The organism is Bacilliculturomica massiliensis (genome assembly GCF_900605495.1).
Classification (GTDB): Bacteria; Bacillota; Clostridia; order Peptostreptococcales; family Anaerovoracaceae; genus Bacilliculturomica; species Bacilliculturomica massiliensis.
In genome coordinates this window covers 1,579,354-1,593,476 of the sequence record NZ_LR027603.1, presented here as the reverse complement: position 1 = coordinate 1,593,476, position 14,123 = coordinate 1,579,354, and the positions used below count along the sequence as shown (strand labels likewise).

At 55.3% G+C, this 14,123-nt stretch carries 14 protein-coding genes; 9 read left to right on the top strand and 5 right to left on the bottom strand.

What is annotated here, in order from left to right; translation table 11 throughout:
* The first annotated feature begins 223 nt into the window (after positions 1–223).
* Positions 224–1,057 carry a hypothetical protein gene (locus E0E37_RS16465; RefSeq protein WP_130864069.1) on the top strand — a complete coding sequence of 278 codons (834 nt, stop codon included), beginning with the start codon at positions 224–226 and terminating at the stop codon, positions 1,055–1,057.
* 28 nt (positions 1,058–1,085) lie between these two features.
* Here the strand turns inward: E0E37_RS16465 and E0E37_RS16460 are convergent, their stop codons facing one another.
* Positions 1,086–1,808 carry a manganese efflux pump gene (locus E0E37_RS16460; protein WP_130864068.1) on the bottom strand — a complete coding sequence of 241 codons (723 nt, stop codon included), beginning with the start codon at positions 1,806–1,808 and terminating at the stop codon, positions 1,086–1,088.
* A gap of 497 nt (positions 1,809–2,305) precedes the next feature.
* Between E0E37_RS16460 and argF the strand changes: the two genes are divergently transcribed.
* The 6 genes from argF to arcC are packed head-to-tail and all read left to right on the top strand — an operon-like array spanning position 2,306 to position 7,488.
* Positions 2,306–3,295 carry an ornithine carbamoyltransferase gene (argF, locus tag E0E37_RS16455; protein WP_130863187.1) on the top strand — a complete coding sequence of 330 codons (990 nt, stop codon included), beginning with the start codon at positions 2,306–2,308 and terminating at the stop codon, positions 3,293–3,295.
* A gap of 32 nt (positions 3,296–3,327) precedes the next feature.
* Positions 3,328–4,356, top strand: coding sequence for a TRAP transporter substrate-binding protein (locus tag E0E37_RS16450; protein ID WP_130864067.1), 1,029 nt, complete (start codon positions 3,328–3,330; stop codon positions 4,354–4,356).
* 24 nt (positions 4,357–4,380) lie between these two features.
* Entirely contained in the window at positions 4,381–4,860 is a 480-nt protein-coding gene (locus tag E0E37_RS16445) for a TRAP transporter small permease (RefSeq protein WP_207302978.1), read from the top strand.
* Positions 4,857–6,137, top strand: a complete 1,281-nt coding sequence (locus tag E0E37_RS16440) for a TRAP transporter large permease (RefSeq protein ID WP_130864066.1) — start codon at positions 4,857–4,859, stop codon at positions 6,135–6,137. Before E0E37_RS16445 ends, E0E37_RS16440 begins: the two co-directional genes overlap by 4 nt.
* A gap of 43 nt (positions 6,138–6,180) precedes the next feature.
* Positions 6,181–6,525, top strand: a complete 345-nt coding sequence (locus E0E37_RS16435) for a cupin domain-containing protein (protein ID WP_130864065.1) — start codon at positions 6,181–6,183, stop codon at positions 6,523–6,525.
* 24 nt (positions 6,526–6,549) lie between these two features.
* Positions 6,550–7,488, top strand: coding sequence for a carbamate kinase (gene arcC / locus E0E37_RS16430; protein ID WP_130864064.1), 939 nt, complete (start codon positions 6,550–6,552; stop codon positions 7,486–7,488).
* An 88-nt stretch (positions 7,489–7,576) separates the two neighbouring features.
* Here arcC and E0E37_RS16425 read toward each other — a convergent pair whose 3' ends face one another.
* The 4 genes from E0E37_RS16425 to E0E37_RS16410 all read right to left on the bottom strand — a co-directional run bounded on the left by E0E37_RS16425 (position 7,577) and on the right by E0E37_RS16410 (position 11,628).
* Positions 7,577–7,741, bottom strand: a complete 165-nt coding sequence (locus E0E37_RS16425) for a protein CrcB-like protein (RefSeq protein ID WP_130864063.1) — start codon at positions 7,739–7,741, stop codon at positions 7,577–7,579.
* 55 nt (positions 7,742–7,796) lie between these two features.
* Positions 7,797–9,140 carry a glutamate-5-semialdehyde dehydrogenase gene (locus E0E37_RS16420; RefSeq protein ID WP_130864062.1) on the bottom strand — a complete coding sequence of 448 codons (1,344 nt, stop codon included), beginning with the start codon at positions 9,138–9,140 and terminating at the stop codon, positions 7,797–7,799.
* Between the two features lie 12 nt (positions 9,141–9,152).
* Complete coding sequence (locus tag E0E37_RS16415) at positions 9,153–10,133, bottom strand: metallophosphoesterase (protein WP_130864061.1); 981 nt, start codon at positions 10,131–10,133, stop codon at positions 9,153–9,155.
* A gap of 502 nt (positions 10,134–10,635) precedes the next feature.
* Complete coding sequence (locus E0E37_RS16410) at positions 10,636–11,628, bottom strand: ribonuclease H-like domain-containing protein (RefSeq protein WP_130864060.1); 993 nt, start codon at positions 11,626–11,628, stop codon at positions 10,636–10,638.
* 539 nt (positions 11,629–12,167) lie between these two features.
* On the opposite strand from E0E37_RS16410, the gene E0E37_RS16405 reads away from it, so the two are divergent.
* Entirely contained in the window at positions 12,168–12,428 is a 261-nt protein-coding gene (locus E0E37_RS16405; protein WP_130864059.1) for a stage V sporulation protein S, read from the top strand.
* Between the two features lie 590 nt (positions 12,429–13,018).
* Positions 13,019–14,008, top strand: coding sequence for an NAD(P)-dependent oxidoreductase (locus tag E0E37_RS16400; protein WP_130864058.1), 990 nt, complete (start codon positions 13,019–13,021; stop codon positions 14,006–14,008).
* Positions 14,009–14,123: the final 115 nt, after the last annotated feature.

Genomic DNA, 14,123 nt, shown 5'->3' with positions numbered 1-14,123 from the left:
GCTGTTTTTTACAGCCGGGCCGGCGGGAATGAGCCCCGCTTTTTCTTCAATTATAAAGGAGCGCGGGAATTGTTGCAAGGAAAATGCGGTTCGACTCCGATCGACAGGAAAGTTGCTGATTTTCCGTGGCAAAGCCGCATGAAAAGTGATACAATGAAAAAAATAGTAGGGGCGGCAGGATCGCCGCATTTTACGGGTCGGTATCAGATAAAGAGGGATTTGAATGGGTAAGATTAAGAAAGCCGGCGTGTGCGCCGGTATCGCCGTGGGAAGCATCGTTGGGGGAACGGTTTCCATGATCGGCAAGATGGCGGATAAGAAAGTGATCGACGAACTGGGCGAGAATATTATGGATTCTACGATCCTGACCGGCGAGATCGTTGGGGGCGCGGCCAGCGGAGCCGCGAATCTCATTGCGGGCAAAGTCCAAAAGAAGCCGGGGAAGATCCGCAGGGGAAGGAAAGAACTGGGAGACGCCGGAGGCCGGGTGGTGGAGAACGTTGTCACCAACGTGAAGAACGTGGCGGAGCAGAGCGGCGAGATCCTGGAGGGCGTAAAGGACAAGGACAAAAAGCGCGTGTGCAGAGGAGTACAGACGCTGGGCAGGATGATGGTGGTAGGCCTGCTCACGGTGGGCGCTATCAAGATCGACGGTACAGACAGCGAAGAGCAGAAAGAAACGCCCGGAGAGCGGGAAAGTGCGGCCGGAAACGATACCGGGCATGAGACCGGTCGTGATACCGGGCATGAGGCCTGCGGGCATGGGGAAGTCTGCGGCGCTGATGGGGCGGCGGCCCTGACAGGCGCGGAGAACCTTGGCGGCGGGGCGGCGTTGACAGACGCTGACAGCCTGAATGTTGGGGCCGGACCGGCAGCGGCGGCGTTCCCAGCTGAGCGGTCAGGGGCGGAACGGGCTGAGAGCGAGAGACCGGCGGCGGACTCGAATGAGACCATGCCTGAGTCCGGGCCTTTGACGGAACCGGAACTGACCATGGAGTCGCTGATGAAGGATCAGCCCACGCTGGAGGAAGAGCTGGAGAAAAAGATCCGGTTCTAGCAGATACGGCGGGGGAACAGGGGCTTGCTCAGATGAGAAACTCGTAGATCCCCAGAGCGACGATGATGAATCCGGAGATCAGATCGGTGTATCTGCCCACGAAGGTGTTTCCGAAGTGCTTTCCCAGCAGAACGCCGCCGGAGAGCAGCAGCATGCTGCATACCAGGGTGCAGGCGGAGGTGAGAAGGACCGGAAGTCCTGCGATCTCGGCGCCTACGCCGAAGCCCAGATTGTTGACCATGAGCGCAAGAGCCAGGATCAGTGTCTCTCTCGGGCTTATGTAGAGTTTTTTGTCCGCCTTTGGCTCCGCGGCCGTCTGGCTGTCGGCGGTGAGAAGGGGCGGGCGGTCAGATCCGGCGTCGATATCTCCTGTCTCTGCTACGGTGATGCTGCTGTCGATGACAGCCTCCATGCCGGCCAAATCTTCAGTGGTTCCGGCTGACTGGGCGGAACCGGCCGGGCGCAGTCTCCTGCGCAGGGATGAGACGATGAACCAGAGACCCATGCCGATCAGAATGAGACAGCCCAGATTGCCGGTGACATTTTCCGGAAGAAGGGCCGAAAGGGTAGCGCCTGCGGACATGGAAGCCAGGGTGCCAAGGCTGGTGATAAAGGCGATGAGCAGATTGCTGCGGAGACGGACGTTTACGCCTCTGATCCCGTAAGCCAGGCCGATGGCCACATTATCCATGTTGGCGGAAAGCGCGAACAAAATCGCGGATACCAAGTGTACTGATATGATAGATTCCATAAATTAACTCCCGTTGCTGAAATATACGACTCTGAGTCAGTATATGAGCGGCGGGAGTTTCTTGTGTTTGTCTGCACAGTATACTGTGGGGATACCGGGACCGGTTCCGCGTCCGGTATCCGGCTGGAAGGCGGAAGGAAAGCAACAGCTTTTGCGCAAGAGGTGCAAGAGCTGTTGCTTCTTTTTTTTAAAGTTTTGCGAATCATTCGTCTAATTCATCGGTTTTTTACCGTTTTTTCCCGGAAATCCTGTTGGCACGAAATATGCGTATTATTAAAAATAAATCCATGATACTTGGATCAAAAGTACAGACTGCGACCTGCGCCGCTGCCATGACGTGCGCGGGGACGCGGTACCGGAGGCGCGCCCGCGGGGCGAATGCGGATCGATGCGGACAGGAACCTTCAGTGACCGGGAACCTGCCGCCGCCGGAGCTGCCTGCAGCAGGGCGCCGCATCCGGGAGCTCATGCGGAAAAGAAAAGAGAGGTATGGAAAGATGGCAGTAAACCTAAAAGGAAGAAGCTTCTTGACACTGATGGACTTTACACCGGCGGAGATCCGTTACATGCTGGACCTGGCCCACGATCTGAAGGCGAAAAAGAGAGCGGGGATCGTAAATCACGTGCTGAGAGGAAAGACCATTGTCCTGCTGTTTGAAAAGGGATCCACGAGAACCAGATGTGCGTTTGAAGTGGCGGCCATGGAAGAAGGAGCGGGCGTAACGTTCCTGGACAGCGGAAGCTCCCAGATGGGCAAGAAGGAATCGCTGGAAGATACGGCGAGAGTGCTGGGCAGATTCTATGACGGGATCGAGTACAGAGGCTTCGACCAGAAGGTGGTAGAAGACCTGGCTAAATTCTCCGGCGTACCGGTGTGGAACGGCCTGACGGACGTGGATCACCCGACGCAGATCCTGGCGGACCTGCTGACCATCGAGGAGCATGTGTCGAAGCCGCTGAATCAGGTAAAGGTGGTATTCTGCGGAGATATCAGAAACAACATGAGCTACGCCTGGATGTACGGATGCGCGAAGATGGGAATGCACTTCGTAGCGTACGGACCGGAAGCGCTGAAAGTGGACGAGAAAGTACTGGCAGGAGCGAAAGCGGTAGCGGCGGAGACGGGAGCGACCATCGAAGTGTGCCACGACGACAGCTGCCTGAAGGGAGCGGACGTGCTGTACACGGACGTATGGGCGTCCATGGGAGAAGAAGCGCAGATCCCGGAGAGAGTAAAGCTGCTGACGCCGTACAAGGTAACGGAAGAGATGATCGCGAAGACGGAGAACAAGGACGTGATCTTCATGCACTGTCTGCCGGCGTTCCACGATTTCGAGACGACCATGGCAAAGACGCAGAAGGAAGCGGGCTACGACATCCGCGAGGTAACGGACGAAGTATTCAGAAGCAAGCACTCTGTGGTATTTGACGAAGCGGAAAACAGAATGCACACCATCAAAGCAGTCATCGTAGCTACCATGGCATAACGCGCGGCGACGCGGAAAAAGGAGGAGAAGGTATGAAAAAGAGGATAATCGCACTGATCGTCGGATTGACGCTGGTGGTCGGCCTGTCAGCCTGCGGAGGCGGAGACGGAAACAGTGGAGGAAGCGGCGGAGGCGGCGGCGAGACCGTAGCGATCAGAATGGGTCACGCTCTGGCCGAGGGAACGCCTGCCTGCGATCTCATCGCGGAATTTGCGGATACCATCGGAGAAAAGACCGAGGGAAGAGTCACCATCGAGGTATTTCCCAACAGCCAGCTGGGTTCAGAGACGGAGATGCTGGAGCAGATCCAGATCGGATCGCTGGAAGCGGGCGCTATCATGTGCGGTTCCATGCAATCGCTCGACATGAAAATGGCCATCGAGGACCTGCCCTATATGTGGAAAGATATCGACCATGCCCGCGCCGCTTACGACGGTGCGTTCGGAGAATATCTGGCGAATATTATGAGCGATAAAGGAATGAAAGAGATCGGCTACGTGGAATGGGGCTATCGTCACATTACCAACAACACCAAACCGATCGTAAAGCCGGAAGACCTGAAGGGAATGAAGATCCGCGTGGCACAGACAAAGCTGCGGGTAGACGCTTTCGAGCAGGTGGGAGCGCTGCCCACGATCATGGCGTTCAGCGAATTGTACGGAGCGCTTCAGCAGGGCGTGGTGGACGCTCAGGAAAATCCTCTGCCCACCATCGTTTCCGCAAATCTGAACGAAGTACAGAAATACCTGTCCCTCAGCGGCCACTTCTACAACACTGTCATGATGGTGGTCAGCAACAACGTTTGGGATAAGATCAGCCCGGAAGATCAGCAGATCATCCTGGATGAAGCCGCTGTTCTTTCGAAAGATGTGAGAGCGGCCAACGACGCTGTCGAGTCGGAAAACCTGAAGACGCTGGAAGACAGAGGCATGATCATCAACGACGACGTGGATAAGGAAGCGTTCCGCAAAGCCATGATGCCGGTATACGACAAGTGGGAAAAGGATGTCTTCGGGCAGGAGCTCATGGACATTTACAGAGAAGCGTCCGGCTGGCAGTAAACTGCGGAAAAGGAGCTTTCGACTATGTTAACAAAAATATCAAAAGGTATCACTACCGTTCTGGTGTGGTGCTGTATGATCACCATGGTAGGGCTGACGGTCATCGTGGCGCTGCAGGTGGGGACCCGTATGCTGCACATCTCACTGCCCTGGGCGGAGGAGCTGGCGCGGTTCTTCATGATCTGGCTGACCTTTCTGGGCTGCAGTCTGGCGCTGGAAAGAAAAAGCCATCTCTCCGTCAACTTCTTTGTGAACATGGCGCCTGACAAGATCAGAATGGTGCTGGGCGTGTTCATACATATCCTGATGATCCTCTTCTTTGGAGTACTGGTGATCTTTGGGATCAAATTGTCATCGCTGTCCATGGCCACGACTTCCTCGTCGCTGCAGTGGCCTATGGGGCTGGTCTACAGCGTGCTGCCGCTCAGCGGAGTGGCGTCCGTAGTTTACGTGATCATTGACCTGATCCGTTTTATGAAGACGAAAGGAGGAAAGATCGCATGATCATAGGCATTTTAATTTCCTTCTTCGCTCTGTTGTTCATGGGACTTCCCATCGCGTTTACCATGGGGACCGTCACCAGCGGCGTCATGATCATGAAGGGCTTTTCCCTGGAAATGATGGTCCAGCGCATGTTTGCAGGAGCCAATTCCTTCTCTCTGCTGGCTCTTCCGCTGTTCATTCTGGCGGGAAATATCATGGGGGAGGGCGGATTGACCAAGCGGCTTATGCGTCTGGCAAACGTGCTGGTGGGCTGGCTGCCCGGCGGTCTGGCCATGACCGGCGTCACGACCTGCGCTCTGTTCGGCGCGGTATCCGGTTCCACAGTGGCCACTACCTTTGCGGTAGGTTCCGTACTGGTGCCTGAAATGAAGGAACAGAAGTACAGCAATGCATTCATCGCCAGTCTCATCGGACCTTCCGGGGTACTGGGACTCATTATACCTCCCAGCATTACCATGGTAGTATTGGGGATCACTACGAACATTTCCATCGGAAAGCTGTTCGTGGCCGGATTCATTCCCGGCATCCTCCTGACGCTGCTGCTGTGCGTTTACGCAGGCATCATCTCACACAGACATCATTTCGGTACCATCAACAAAGAAAAGCTCTCCGGCAGGGAATTCATGAAGATCTTCGGAGAGGCGTTTCTGCCGCTGATGACTCCGGTCATCATCCTGGGAGGCATCTTCAGCGGACTGATGACCGCTACGGAAGCCGCGGTGGGAGCCGTGATCTATGGACTGATCTTGTCCATCGCCTACGGCGAACTGAAATTTGAACGGTTCAAGACTATCATGGTCGATACGGCGGTCACATCGGCCACGATCCTGATCGTTATCGCCGTCTGCAACGCGTTCAGCTGGGTCCTGACTATGGAGAAGATCCCCGCTATGATCAGCGACTTCTTCATGCAGTACGCGCATACGCAGACCCAGTTCCTGCTCATCGTGTCCGCGATCCTGCTGGTTCTGGGGTGCCTGACGGAGGTGACCTCTCTGATCATCCTGCTGGGACCGATCTTCATGCCCATCGCGCTGGATTTCGGCATCGATCCGATCCACTTCGGCATGGTGCTGATCATGAACTTTGCATTGGCCAACATTACGCCGCCGGTGGGACTTTCCACCATTGCCGGGTGCAGCATCACAGATAAAAACATGGGGATCGAAGATACCTTCCCCTATACGCTGTATGTCATAAGCATCGTTGCGGTGGCCGTACTGGTCATCATATTCGTGCCGCAGATATCTACGGTGCTTCCTGCGCTGTTGGTGTAGCGGTTGGAAGATACAGCGGGGGCAGGCGTATGAGGAGCGGAATATGGTAAGAGATACGGAACAGATGAAACGGGTGGAACGCCCCAGAGGCGGGAAGGGCAGCCTGGAGCTTCATGAGATCATGGATCAGGAAGAACTTGCGGGCCGCGTCACGCTTTTCGCAAAGGTAGTGCTGCAGCCCTGGTCGGAGATCGGCTACCATCAGCACGTGGGCGAGACGGAAGCCTATTATGTTTTATCCGGCCGCGGCGTCTTTCAGGGCGGCGACGGCGAGAGAACGGAGGTAAAGCCCGGAGACATCTGCACCATAGACGAAGGGCAGAGCCACGGCATGATCAACACGGAAGACCGGGAGATGGAGCTCATCGCTCTGGTCATCGAAAAATAAACAGAATGAAAGAAAGGTTAAGAGATGGAAAAAATCGTGATCGCCTTAGGCGGTAATGCGCTTCAGGACGCCAAAGGACCGGCGACGGCCGATGCGCAGCTGGAAGTAGTAAAGAAAACCTGCGGATATATCGCGGAGATCGTGAAGAGAGGCCATGAGATCGCCATCGTCCACGGCAACGGACCCCAGGTGGGAAGGATCCTGCTGGCTTCCGAGACAGCCAGGGAGACCACTCCGGCCATGCCTTTTGACGTCTGCGGCGCCATGAGTCAGGGCTATATCGGCTATCACATCCAGCAGGGTATGAAGCCGGCGCTGGCGGGCATCGGAAGAGGAGACATTCCTGTCGTCACTCTGGTGACCCAGATGGTGGTGGATAAGGACGATCCGGGATTCAAGAATCCCACCAAGCCCATCGGCCCCTTCTACAGCGCGGAAGAAGCGAAAGAGATGGAAGCCAAGGGCTACGCCATGAAAGAGGACGCCGGCAGAGGCTTCCGCCGCGTGGTAGCGTCCCCCATCCCCACGGAGATCTATGAGATCGATTCTGTGAACAGACTGTGGGATTCCACCATCGTGATCACCTGCGGAGGCGGAGGCATTCCGGTGATCAAGAAGGACAACGGAGAGCTGGAAGGCGTGGCTGCGGTGATCGACAAGGATTTCGCCGCAGAGCTGCTGGCGGAAAAGACAGGAGCGGATATCCTGATGATCCTGACGGAAGTAGACCGTGTGGCGATCAACTTCAATAAACCGGATCAGAAGGATCTGGCGGAGATGACCGTGGCGGAAGCGGAAAAGTACTGCGAGGAAGGGCATTTTGCCCCCGGCAGCATGCTGCCCAAGGTACAGGCCGCCATCAAATTCGCAAGAGCCAATCCCGGAAAGAAAGCGATCATCACATCGCTGTACAGCGCGGTGGACGCTCTGGACGGAAAGACCGGCACTGTTATAAAGCTGTAAGCAATAAGATCTGCAAGGAAAAAGCAATGAAAAACGCTTCCCGCTGCGCTGCAGAGCGCTGTCGGGAAGCGTTTTTTTATCCATGGGATCAGAAAAGCCGGAAAAGCGGCGGTATATTGATGGTGATCAGGACGCCGGCGCACAGGATCAGCAGTAAATTTCTCAACTTGCCGTCGCACTGAGCCGCCTGCTCGATCTTATTTGAAAAGATGGCTACGACGACGGCGGCTATAAGAAAAATCCAATAGGTCATTTGCAGGCCTCCCTTCTTGTCAACTGACAGCGTTCCGGCTCATCACTGCCGGATCTCATTTTATATCCTCAAAGTGGAAGGAACGGCGTCCTTCCGCGTAATCTGCCACGATCTGGCCGTTTCCGAAGAGCTTATACTTGTAAGTGACCAGCCCGTCCAGCCCGACAGGGCCTCTGGCATGAAGCTTGCCGGTACTGATACCCACTTCGGCTCCAAAGCCGTACCGGAAGCCGTCGGCAAACCGGGTGGAGCAGTTCTGATAGACGCCGGCGGAGTCCACCAGCAGCATGAAGCGTTCCGCCGCCTCCGCATCTTCCGTGACGATGCAGTCCGTGTGATGGGAGCCAAAACGGTTAATATGATAGATGGCCTCGTCAAGCCCATCCACCGTTTTCATGGCCAGAATGTAATCGGAAAATTCATGGCCAAAATCTTCGTCGCCGGCGGATTCGCAGTCGATGAAGGCGCGTATCCCGGCTGTGCCCCGGATCTTTACCGATCTGTCGTCCAGAGCCTTTTTCAGAGCGGGGAGCAGAGCGGGAGCGATATCCTTATGTACCAGGATGGTCTCCACCGCGTTGCAGGCCACCGCATACTGGGTCTTGGCGTCGGCGATGATAGGCACCGCCTTGTCCACGTCGGCGTCTTTGTCAACATAGATATGGCAGACGCCGTCCGCGTGGCCCATGACGGGGATCTTCGAGTGGTCCATAATATACTGAACAAAAGCGTTGGAGCCCCGGGGGATCAGCAGATCGATGGAACCGTCGCAGGTGAGCAGCTCGTCGATCTCCGACCGGCTCTCCACCAGCGTCAGGAAGCCTTCGGGGACGCCGGCGCCGGTCCCGGCCGCGTAGATGACGTCAAACAGGGCCCGGTTGGTATTCGCCGCCTCGCTGCCGCCTTTGAGAATGGCGCAGTTGCCGCTTTTCAGGCAGAGGGCGGCGATCTGCACCAGCGCGTCCGGCCGGGATTCGAAGATGACGCCGATGACGCCGATGGGGCAGGTGACCTTTTTCAGGATCAGATCCTGATCCAGCTGCCGGGTCAGAAGCGGACGGAAAAGCGGATCGGGCAGAGAGATAAGACTTTCGATGCCCGCCTTTACATCGGCCAGTTTATGTTCGTCAAATCGGAGACGCTTCAGCACAGGAGCCGGGATCTGGGCTTCTTCTGCTCTGGCGAGATCCAGTTCGTTAGCCCGCCGGATCTCTTCTCTGTGTTCCTCCAGAGCGCAGGAGACCGCATTCAGGGCCTTATTTCTCAGCTCGTTGGAAAGAGCGGCCATGCGGAAGCTGTCCGCCTTCACACGGGCGGCGATGTCTTTCATGGCGGGGGCGTTTGCAGCGGCGCCGGATGTCTGCGCGCCGCGGATCTGTTGGGTGTTGTTGACGCTCATAAATGTCCTCCTTTATTCTATCGGATCCACCAGATTGTAGATCTCGTTGATCTCCGTGGTCTCCTCCGCTTCCTCCTCGCCGATCCCCTTGCGGTTCTCGTGATCGGAGCGGAAACATTCGATGGGCTTAGGGCCCTGCATGATCGTGCGCTTGATGTACATGGATCCGTCGGGCTTGCTGTGGACCCGCCAGTTCACCAGGCTGATCTCCCCGTCAATGAGTTCGAGACAGGTGATGCCCCGGGGATGCATGCAGCAGCCGGTATTGAAATAAGCCGGCTCGCCGGTTTTCGGAAAGCGCGGCCGGTGGGTGTGGCCGCAGATCAGCATGATGCCGTGCTGTTCGTTCCATTTATTATAGTTTCGCTCCACCTTGTGACGCTTATCGCGGTTTTTGGCGGGACTGGCCGCATATTTTACGCCCACCACGTGCATGAAACGCCAGAAATACCGGATCAGAAACGAAGAGATCCTCCAGAGCTGATCGTTGAGCATGTCGCCCTGGTTTCCGTGCACCACGAAGATCTCCTGCTGGGTGATCCGGTGTTTTAATATGAGAGCTTCGTGGACCACCAGATCCGGGAACAGGTCCAGGTTCTTTTCCAGCAGTTCGTCGTAGATCGTGCTCAGATTCTCCTTTACGAATTCCGGATCCCGGAGAGCCATATTGTGGTTTCCGAACAGCATATACAATCTGTCTTCCTGATAGAACTTCCGAAGCAGATCGAATGTGGTGGCGTGGGCCGTTTTGATGTGCCGGTAATTGGAATGTTCCCAGAGCTCGTCCCCGTCGCCCACCTCGACGTAAGTGCAGTCGTGGCGGTAATAATAATCCAGAGCGTGTTCATAGATGTGCCGATTTCGCCCGAACTCGTCGGAAAGGCTGTCGTCTCCTCTGTGAATATCGCTGAAAAATACAAAGCGGGAGCGGTCGTCAAAGGGAACGGGAAAAGCCTCTTTGAATACCTGATCTAGTCTTGAATTGGTGCGCAACGTTTTCACCTCGATTGTTTGCAGATGTTTTTACTGAAAAGGCAGCAGCCTTCCGAACAGTTCCCCCGGCGCGGATCCGAAGTCCTAGATCCGGCGCAGATCTCCCTGATATGCAGGCTTCCGGCGCCGTTGTCCTCCTGCATAAAAGCAGGCCTGTCCCGGTTTTTCCTGTCTGGCAGGAGAACGCGGCAGGCGCTGTATCCGGATATGGGGAATACGGCAGCGCGGAACAGCAGGGCGAAGAGTACTTTTTCATAGTTAAGATTTCCTTCTGCGGAGAAACTATTCCGTGCATGACATCTGCCGCTGAACGAATCAGCCTGCAGAACTGCCGATCAAGTGATATAATTAAGTATACCACAAACCGGCTGTCAAATTTACGGAGATTTTCTTTCAATTTTCTTATCCGGTATGGAAGACCCGGTTATGCGCGGAGACCGACGTTTTTATACGGCGGTCCCGGTGTGACTGAGACTGCCGGAGCGGGGCGCAGTATCAGCGCTCAGCACCGGGACAGCAGCTTTTGGAGGACCAGCTTCGCCAGGTGGTTGATCTCCCGGCAGTAGGCCGTACGTCCGTCGTGGAGCAGGAGATAGCCGTTGATAAAGCAGGGATAGACCGTCAGTGGGCCGAAATCCACATCGAAGCTCTCCAGGTCTACAAATGTGGCGTTTTTTTCATAGATACAGTGGATCGTCAAAGAAAAGCTCCCGTCGTCTTTTCGATGGGACCAGTGAAATGCGTCGCTGAAAATGTCATAGTCGCCTTCAACATTGCGAGTATGGCCTTCCAGACGCACAAAGTTTTTGCCCAGCGTGATCTTTTCCGCCAGAGCGCGCCGGTTTTCCCAGCCGGTCATAAAGCCGCGGCGAAACATGATGCGGTGCAGATCCATCTTGTCCAGAACACGGATGAGGCGGGACAGCATGAGCAGATCATCGTGATTGTGGAGCAGGATCCTGCGTTCCAGATCGGGATCTTCCGTGCGGACATAATCTGCATACAGAGCGGCGCTCTCTCTGCCTGTGATGACGTCTCGGCGATGATCCGCCAGTCCCAGCGCTTCTTCCACTGTGGTCTGCTTCAGATCAGGCAGCATCCTGGCCATGGGCGAATAGCGCCGGAACAGCCGGTAAAGATCCACTGACTGATGTAGCGGGAGAGCGGAGCCCATACCGTTTTTGAAAAGCCGCTGGGCCAGAAACGGCCGGTCGAAGGTATCGCCGTTATAACTGATCCAGATGTCGGCGGCGGACAGATCCTCCATATAGGCGGCCAGCAGCTCCGGTTCCTCTCTCCGGGAAGACGCCAGATACTGCCGCAGGCTGCCTGGTTCGCCGGCATTGAGAACGCCGCCCAGAATGAGAGCGTCCCGCGAAGAGGACAGACCTGTGGTCTCTATGTCGAAGACGGCCGCCGAAAGACCGTCTGTATAAAGCCGCCAGCTGTTTCGGTCATAGGCCGGCAGCATCACTTGTTCACTGATTCGACGCATGTGCGTTTCTCCTTATCAAAGGGACAACAAATTTTACTGACATTATTTTATCATTTGTAACATATAATTTGAAACAGAAAAAAGATTTTTTGCAAGCCCGCCGAGCGAGAGGATGAACGGAGCCGAAAAAAAGCGAGTATCACCCTTCAGCTGCCCGGCCGGGACGGAAAATGCCGAAAACCCTACAAATCTGAAGGAAAGTGCGGCCCCGCAGCGCCGCAGACCGTTGCTCAGGTTTGTACAAAAAACAAAACAAACTGCAGGGGAGCAGTTTGTTTTGTTCAAAAGGGGTATTGGGATTAGAGATTAATGAGGTTATCAGGGGGATAACCACAACGTTATTATAATCAATTATGATAAGAAATGCAAGGGTTCGACGAAAAAAAACCGCAAAATATTCAAAAACGAAGATTTTGTCGAACGTTTCATAGTAAAAACGTGTATCCAAAATAGAGGAATAAACAGGGAAATGACGTATATAATAAGTGAAAATTAATTCAAAAGGGTTTTCAAACAAGTATTTAAGGGAGGAAACAGTAATGGAAGTTTTAAAAGTATCAGCAAAGTCAAATCCCAACTCTGTTGCAGGAGCTTTGGCAGGAGTTTTGAGAGAAAAAGGGGGAGCGGAAATTCAGGCGATCGGCGCGGGGGCGCTGAACCAGGCAGTAAAAGCGGTGGCCATTGCAAGGGGGTTCGTGGCGCCGAGCGGTATTGATCTGATCTGTATACCTGCTTTTACCGACATCATGATCGACGGCGAAGAACGGACGGCGATCAAGTTGATCATTGAGCCGCGGTAAGAATCCATTGAAAACTGTAATATACCGAAGTAAAGAAGTGAATGATTGAGCGCCGCTCAGTTATATAAGTGAACGAACGGCCGGACGCGTCAGACAAACTCAGAGTTTGCAGCCGCGTCCGGTTTTCTGTTTTTGTTCCGGCCGCGGCCGTGGAGTTTTTCGTTCTTTTTCGGTTGTAATCATCAGTTACATATGATACCATAAAGGAAACGTGGTCTGACCAGTGCGGCGCGCCGGCAGCGACAGAGACGGCGTAGATGTGAGGAGGACATAGAACAGCGGCAGCGTGCCGCTGAGCTGCCGTCCCCGGAAGGGCCGCCGCAGCTGGAAGAGCAGGCCGCTAAGGAAGGGTCGGAGAGAGCGAAGCAGCCATAGACACTGAATGAGTCATTGTTCGAGGCGGCGGTCGCCGCAGCTGGAAGAGCAGGCCGCGCAGGTAGGGTCGGGGACAGCGAAGCCGCCATTGGCACTGAATGAGTCGTTGTCCGAGCCGGCGGCCGGACTGCGTATGTCGGGAGAGTACAGCTCTTTGGAGGGCAGACTAATAATAAAGAATCGTGCTGCAGGACAGCGGGGAAAGGGGTCGGAGGATGAAAATTGTGATAACGGATTATCCAGATGAGATCAAAGGGCGGGACACAGAGTATGAGCGCCGGCTGTTTCAGCGGGAGCTGGGAGAAGACGCGAGGGTGGAGGTCTATGCGTACCGGGATCAGGAGGAACTGATCCGGCATTTAGAGGACGCCGACGGCGTTCTGACCGCCTACATACCGTTTGACAGGGAATTGCTGTCCCGCTGCCGCAGACTGAAGGCGATCTCCATCAATGCCACCGGCTACAATTTTATCGACCTGGAAGAAACCATCAGGCGGGACGTGGCCGTGTGCGCGATCGGAGAATACTGTACCAGAGAGGTGGCCGACCACACCATGGCCATGTTGCTGGCCCTGTCCCGCAGGCTGAAAGATTACCAGCGGGATGTGGAGGTGCGCAGAGAGTGGAGATGCTATTTCATACCTCCCCCGGACCGTCTGGAGGGACAGACGCTGGGGATCATCGGCCTGGGAAAGATCGGAAAAGCCGTGGCCAGACGCGCGGCGGCCTTCGGCCTGAGGATACTGGCAAACGACCCGCTCCTGACGCCAGAGACGGCGGCGGAATACGGCGTGACCATAGCGGACGTGGATACGATATTGGAACAGTCGGATATTATCTCCAACCACATGGACGCCAACGAGACGAACACCGGCTATTTTGACAGGAGCAAGTTTTCAAAGATGAAAAAGAAGCCCATTTTTCTGAATCTGTCCCGGGGCATCTGCATGGTGGAAAAAGATCTGGTCGAAGCGCTGGATCGGGGAGATGTCAGTGCCGCCGGGCTGGACGTGCTGGAAGCGGAAAGTCCGGATCTTCAGAACTGTCCTCTTCTTGGCAGAGATAATGTGCTGATCACGCCTCATTCGGCGTTTTACTCAAAGCAGGCCTTCCGCGATCTGCAGGACGTCTCCTGCATGAATCTGGTCCGCTGTCTGACCGGCCGCAGAAGCGAGGCTTTTCGTGTGGTAAATGGGCTGGTCTGAATCCGGAGCAGGACTGGCGGCGGAGCAGGGGCTGGTATCAGTAGCGGGATCAGCGCCGGGATCAGCGCTGGGGAACATTGGCCGGATCAGCGCCTGGATCAGTGCCGGTACCAGT

Excerpts from the sequence above, each read along its gene's own strand:
- E0E37_RS16400 (WP_130864058.1), top strand. The coding sequence starts at position 13,019 with ATGAAAATTGTGATAACGGATTATCCAGATGAGATCAAAGGGCGGGAC.
- E0E37_RS16420 (WP_130864062.1), bottom strand. The coding sequence starts at position 9,140 with ATGAGCGTCAACAACACCCAACAGATCCGCGGCGCGCAGACATCCGGC.
- E0E37_RS16425 (WP_130864063.1), bottom strand. The coding sequence starts at position 7,741 with ATGACCTATTGGATTTTTCTTATAGCCGCCGTCGTCGTAGCCATCTTT.
- arcC (WP_130864064.1), top strand. The coding sequence starts at position 6,550 with ATGGAAAAAATCGTGATCGCCTTAGGCGGTAATGCGCTTCAGGACGCC.
- E0E37_RS16440 (WP_130864066.1), top strand. The coding sequence starts at position 4,857 with ATGATCATAGGCATTTTAATTTCCTTCTTCGCTCTGTTGTTCATGGGA.
- E0E37_RS16405 (WP_130864059.1), top strand. The coding sequence starts at position 12,168 with ATGGAAGTTTTAAAAGTATCAGCAAAGTCAAATCCCAACTCTGTTGCA.
- E0E37_RS16435 (WP_130864065.1), top strand. The coding sequence starts at position 6,181 with ATGGTAAGAGATACGGAACAGATGAAACGGGTGGAACGCCCCAGAGGC.
- E0E37_RS16445 (WP_207302978.1), top strand. The coding sequence starts at position 4,381 with ATGTTAACAAAAATATCAAAAGGTATCACTACCGTTCTGGTGTGGTGC.
- argF (WP_130863187.1), top strand. The coding sequence starts at position 2,306 with ATGGCAGTAAACCTAAAAGGAAGAAGCTTCTTGACACTGATGGACTTT.
- E0E37_RS16410 (WP_130864060.1), bottom strand. The coding sequence starts at position 11,628 with ATGCGTCGAATCAGTGAACAAGTGATGCTGCCGGCCTATGACCGAAAC.
- E0E37_RS16450 (WP_130864067.1), top strand. The coding sequence starts at position 3,328 with ATGAAAAAGAGGATAATCGCACTGATCGTCGGATTGACGCTGGTGGTC.
- E0E37_RS16465 (WP_130864069.1), top strand. The coding sequence starts at position 224 with ATGGGTAAGATTAAGAAAGCCGGCGTGTGCGCCGGTATCGCCGTGGGA.
- E0E37_RS16460 (WP_130864068.1), bottom strand. The coding sequence starts at position 1,808 with ATGGAATCTATCATATCAGTACACTTGGTATCCGCGATTTTGTTCGCG.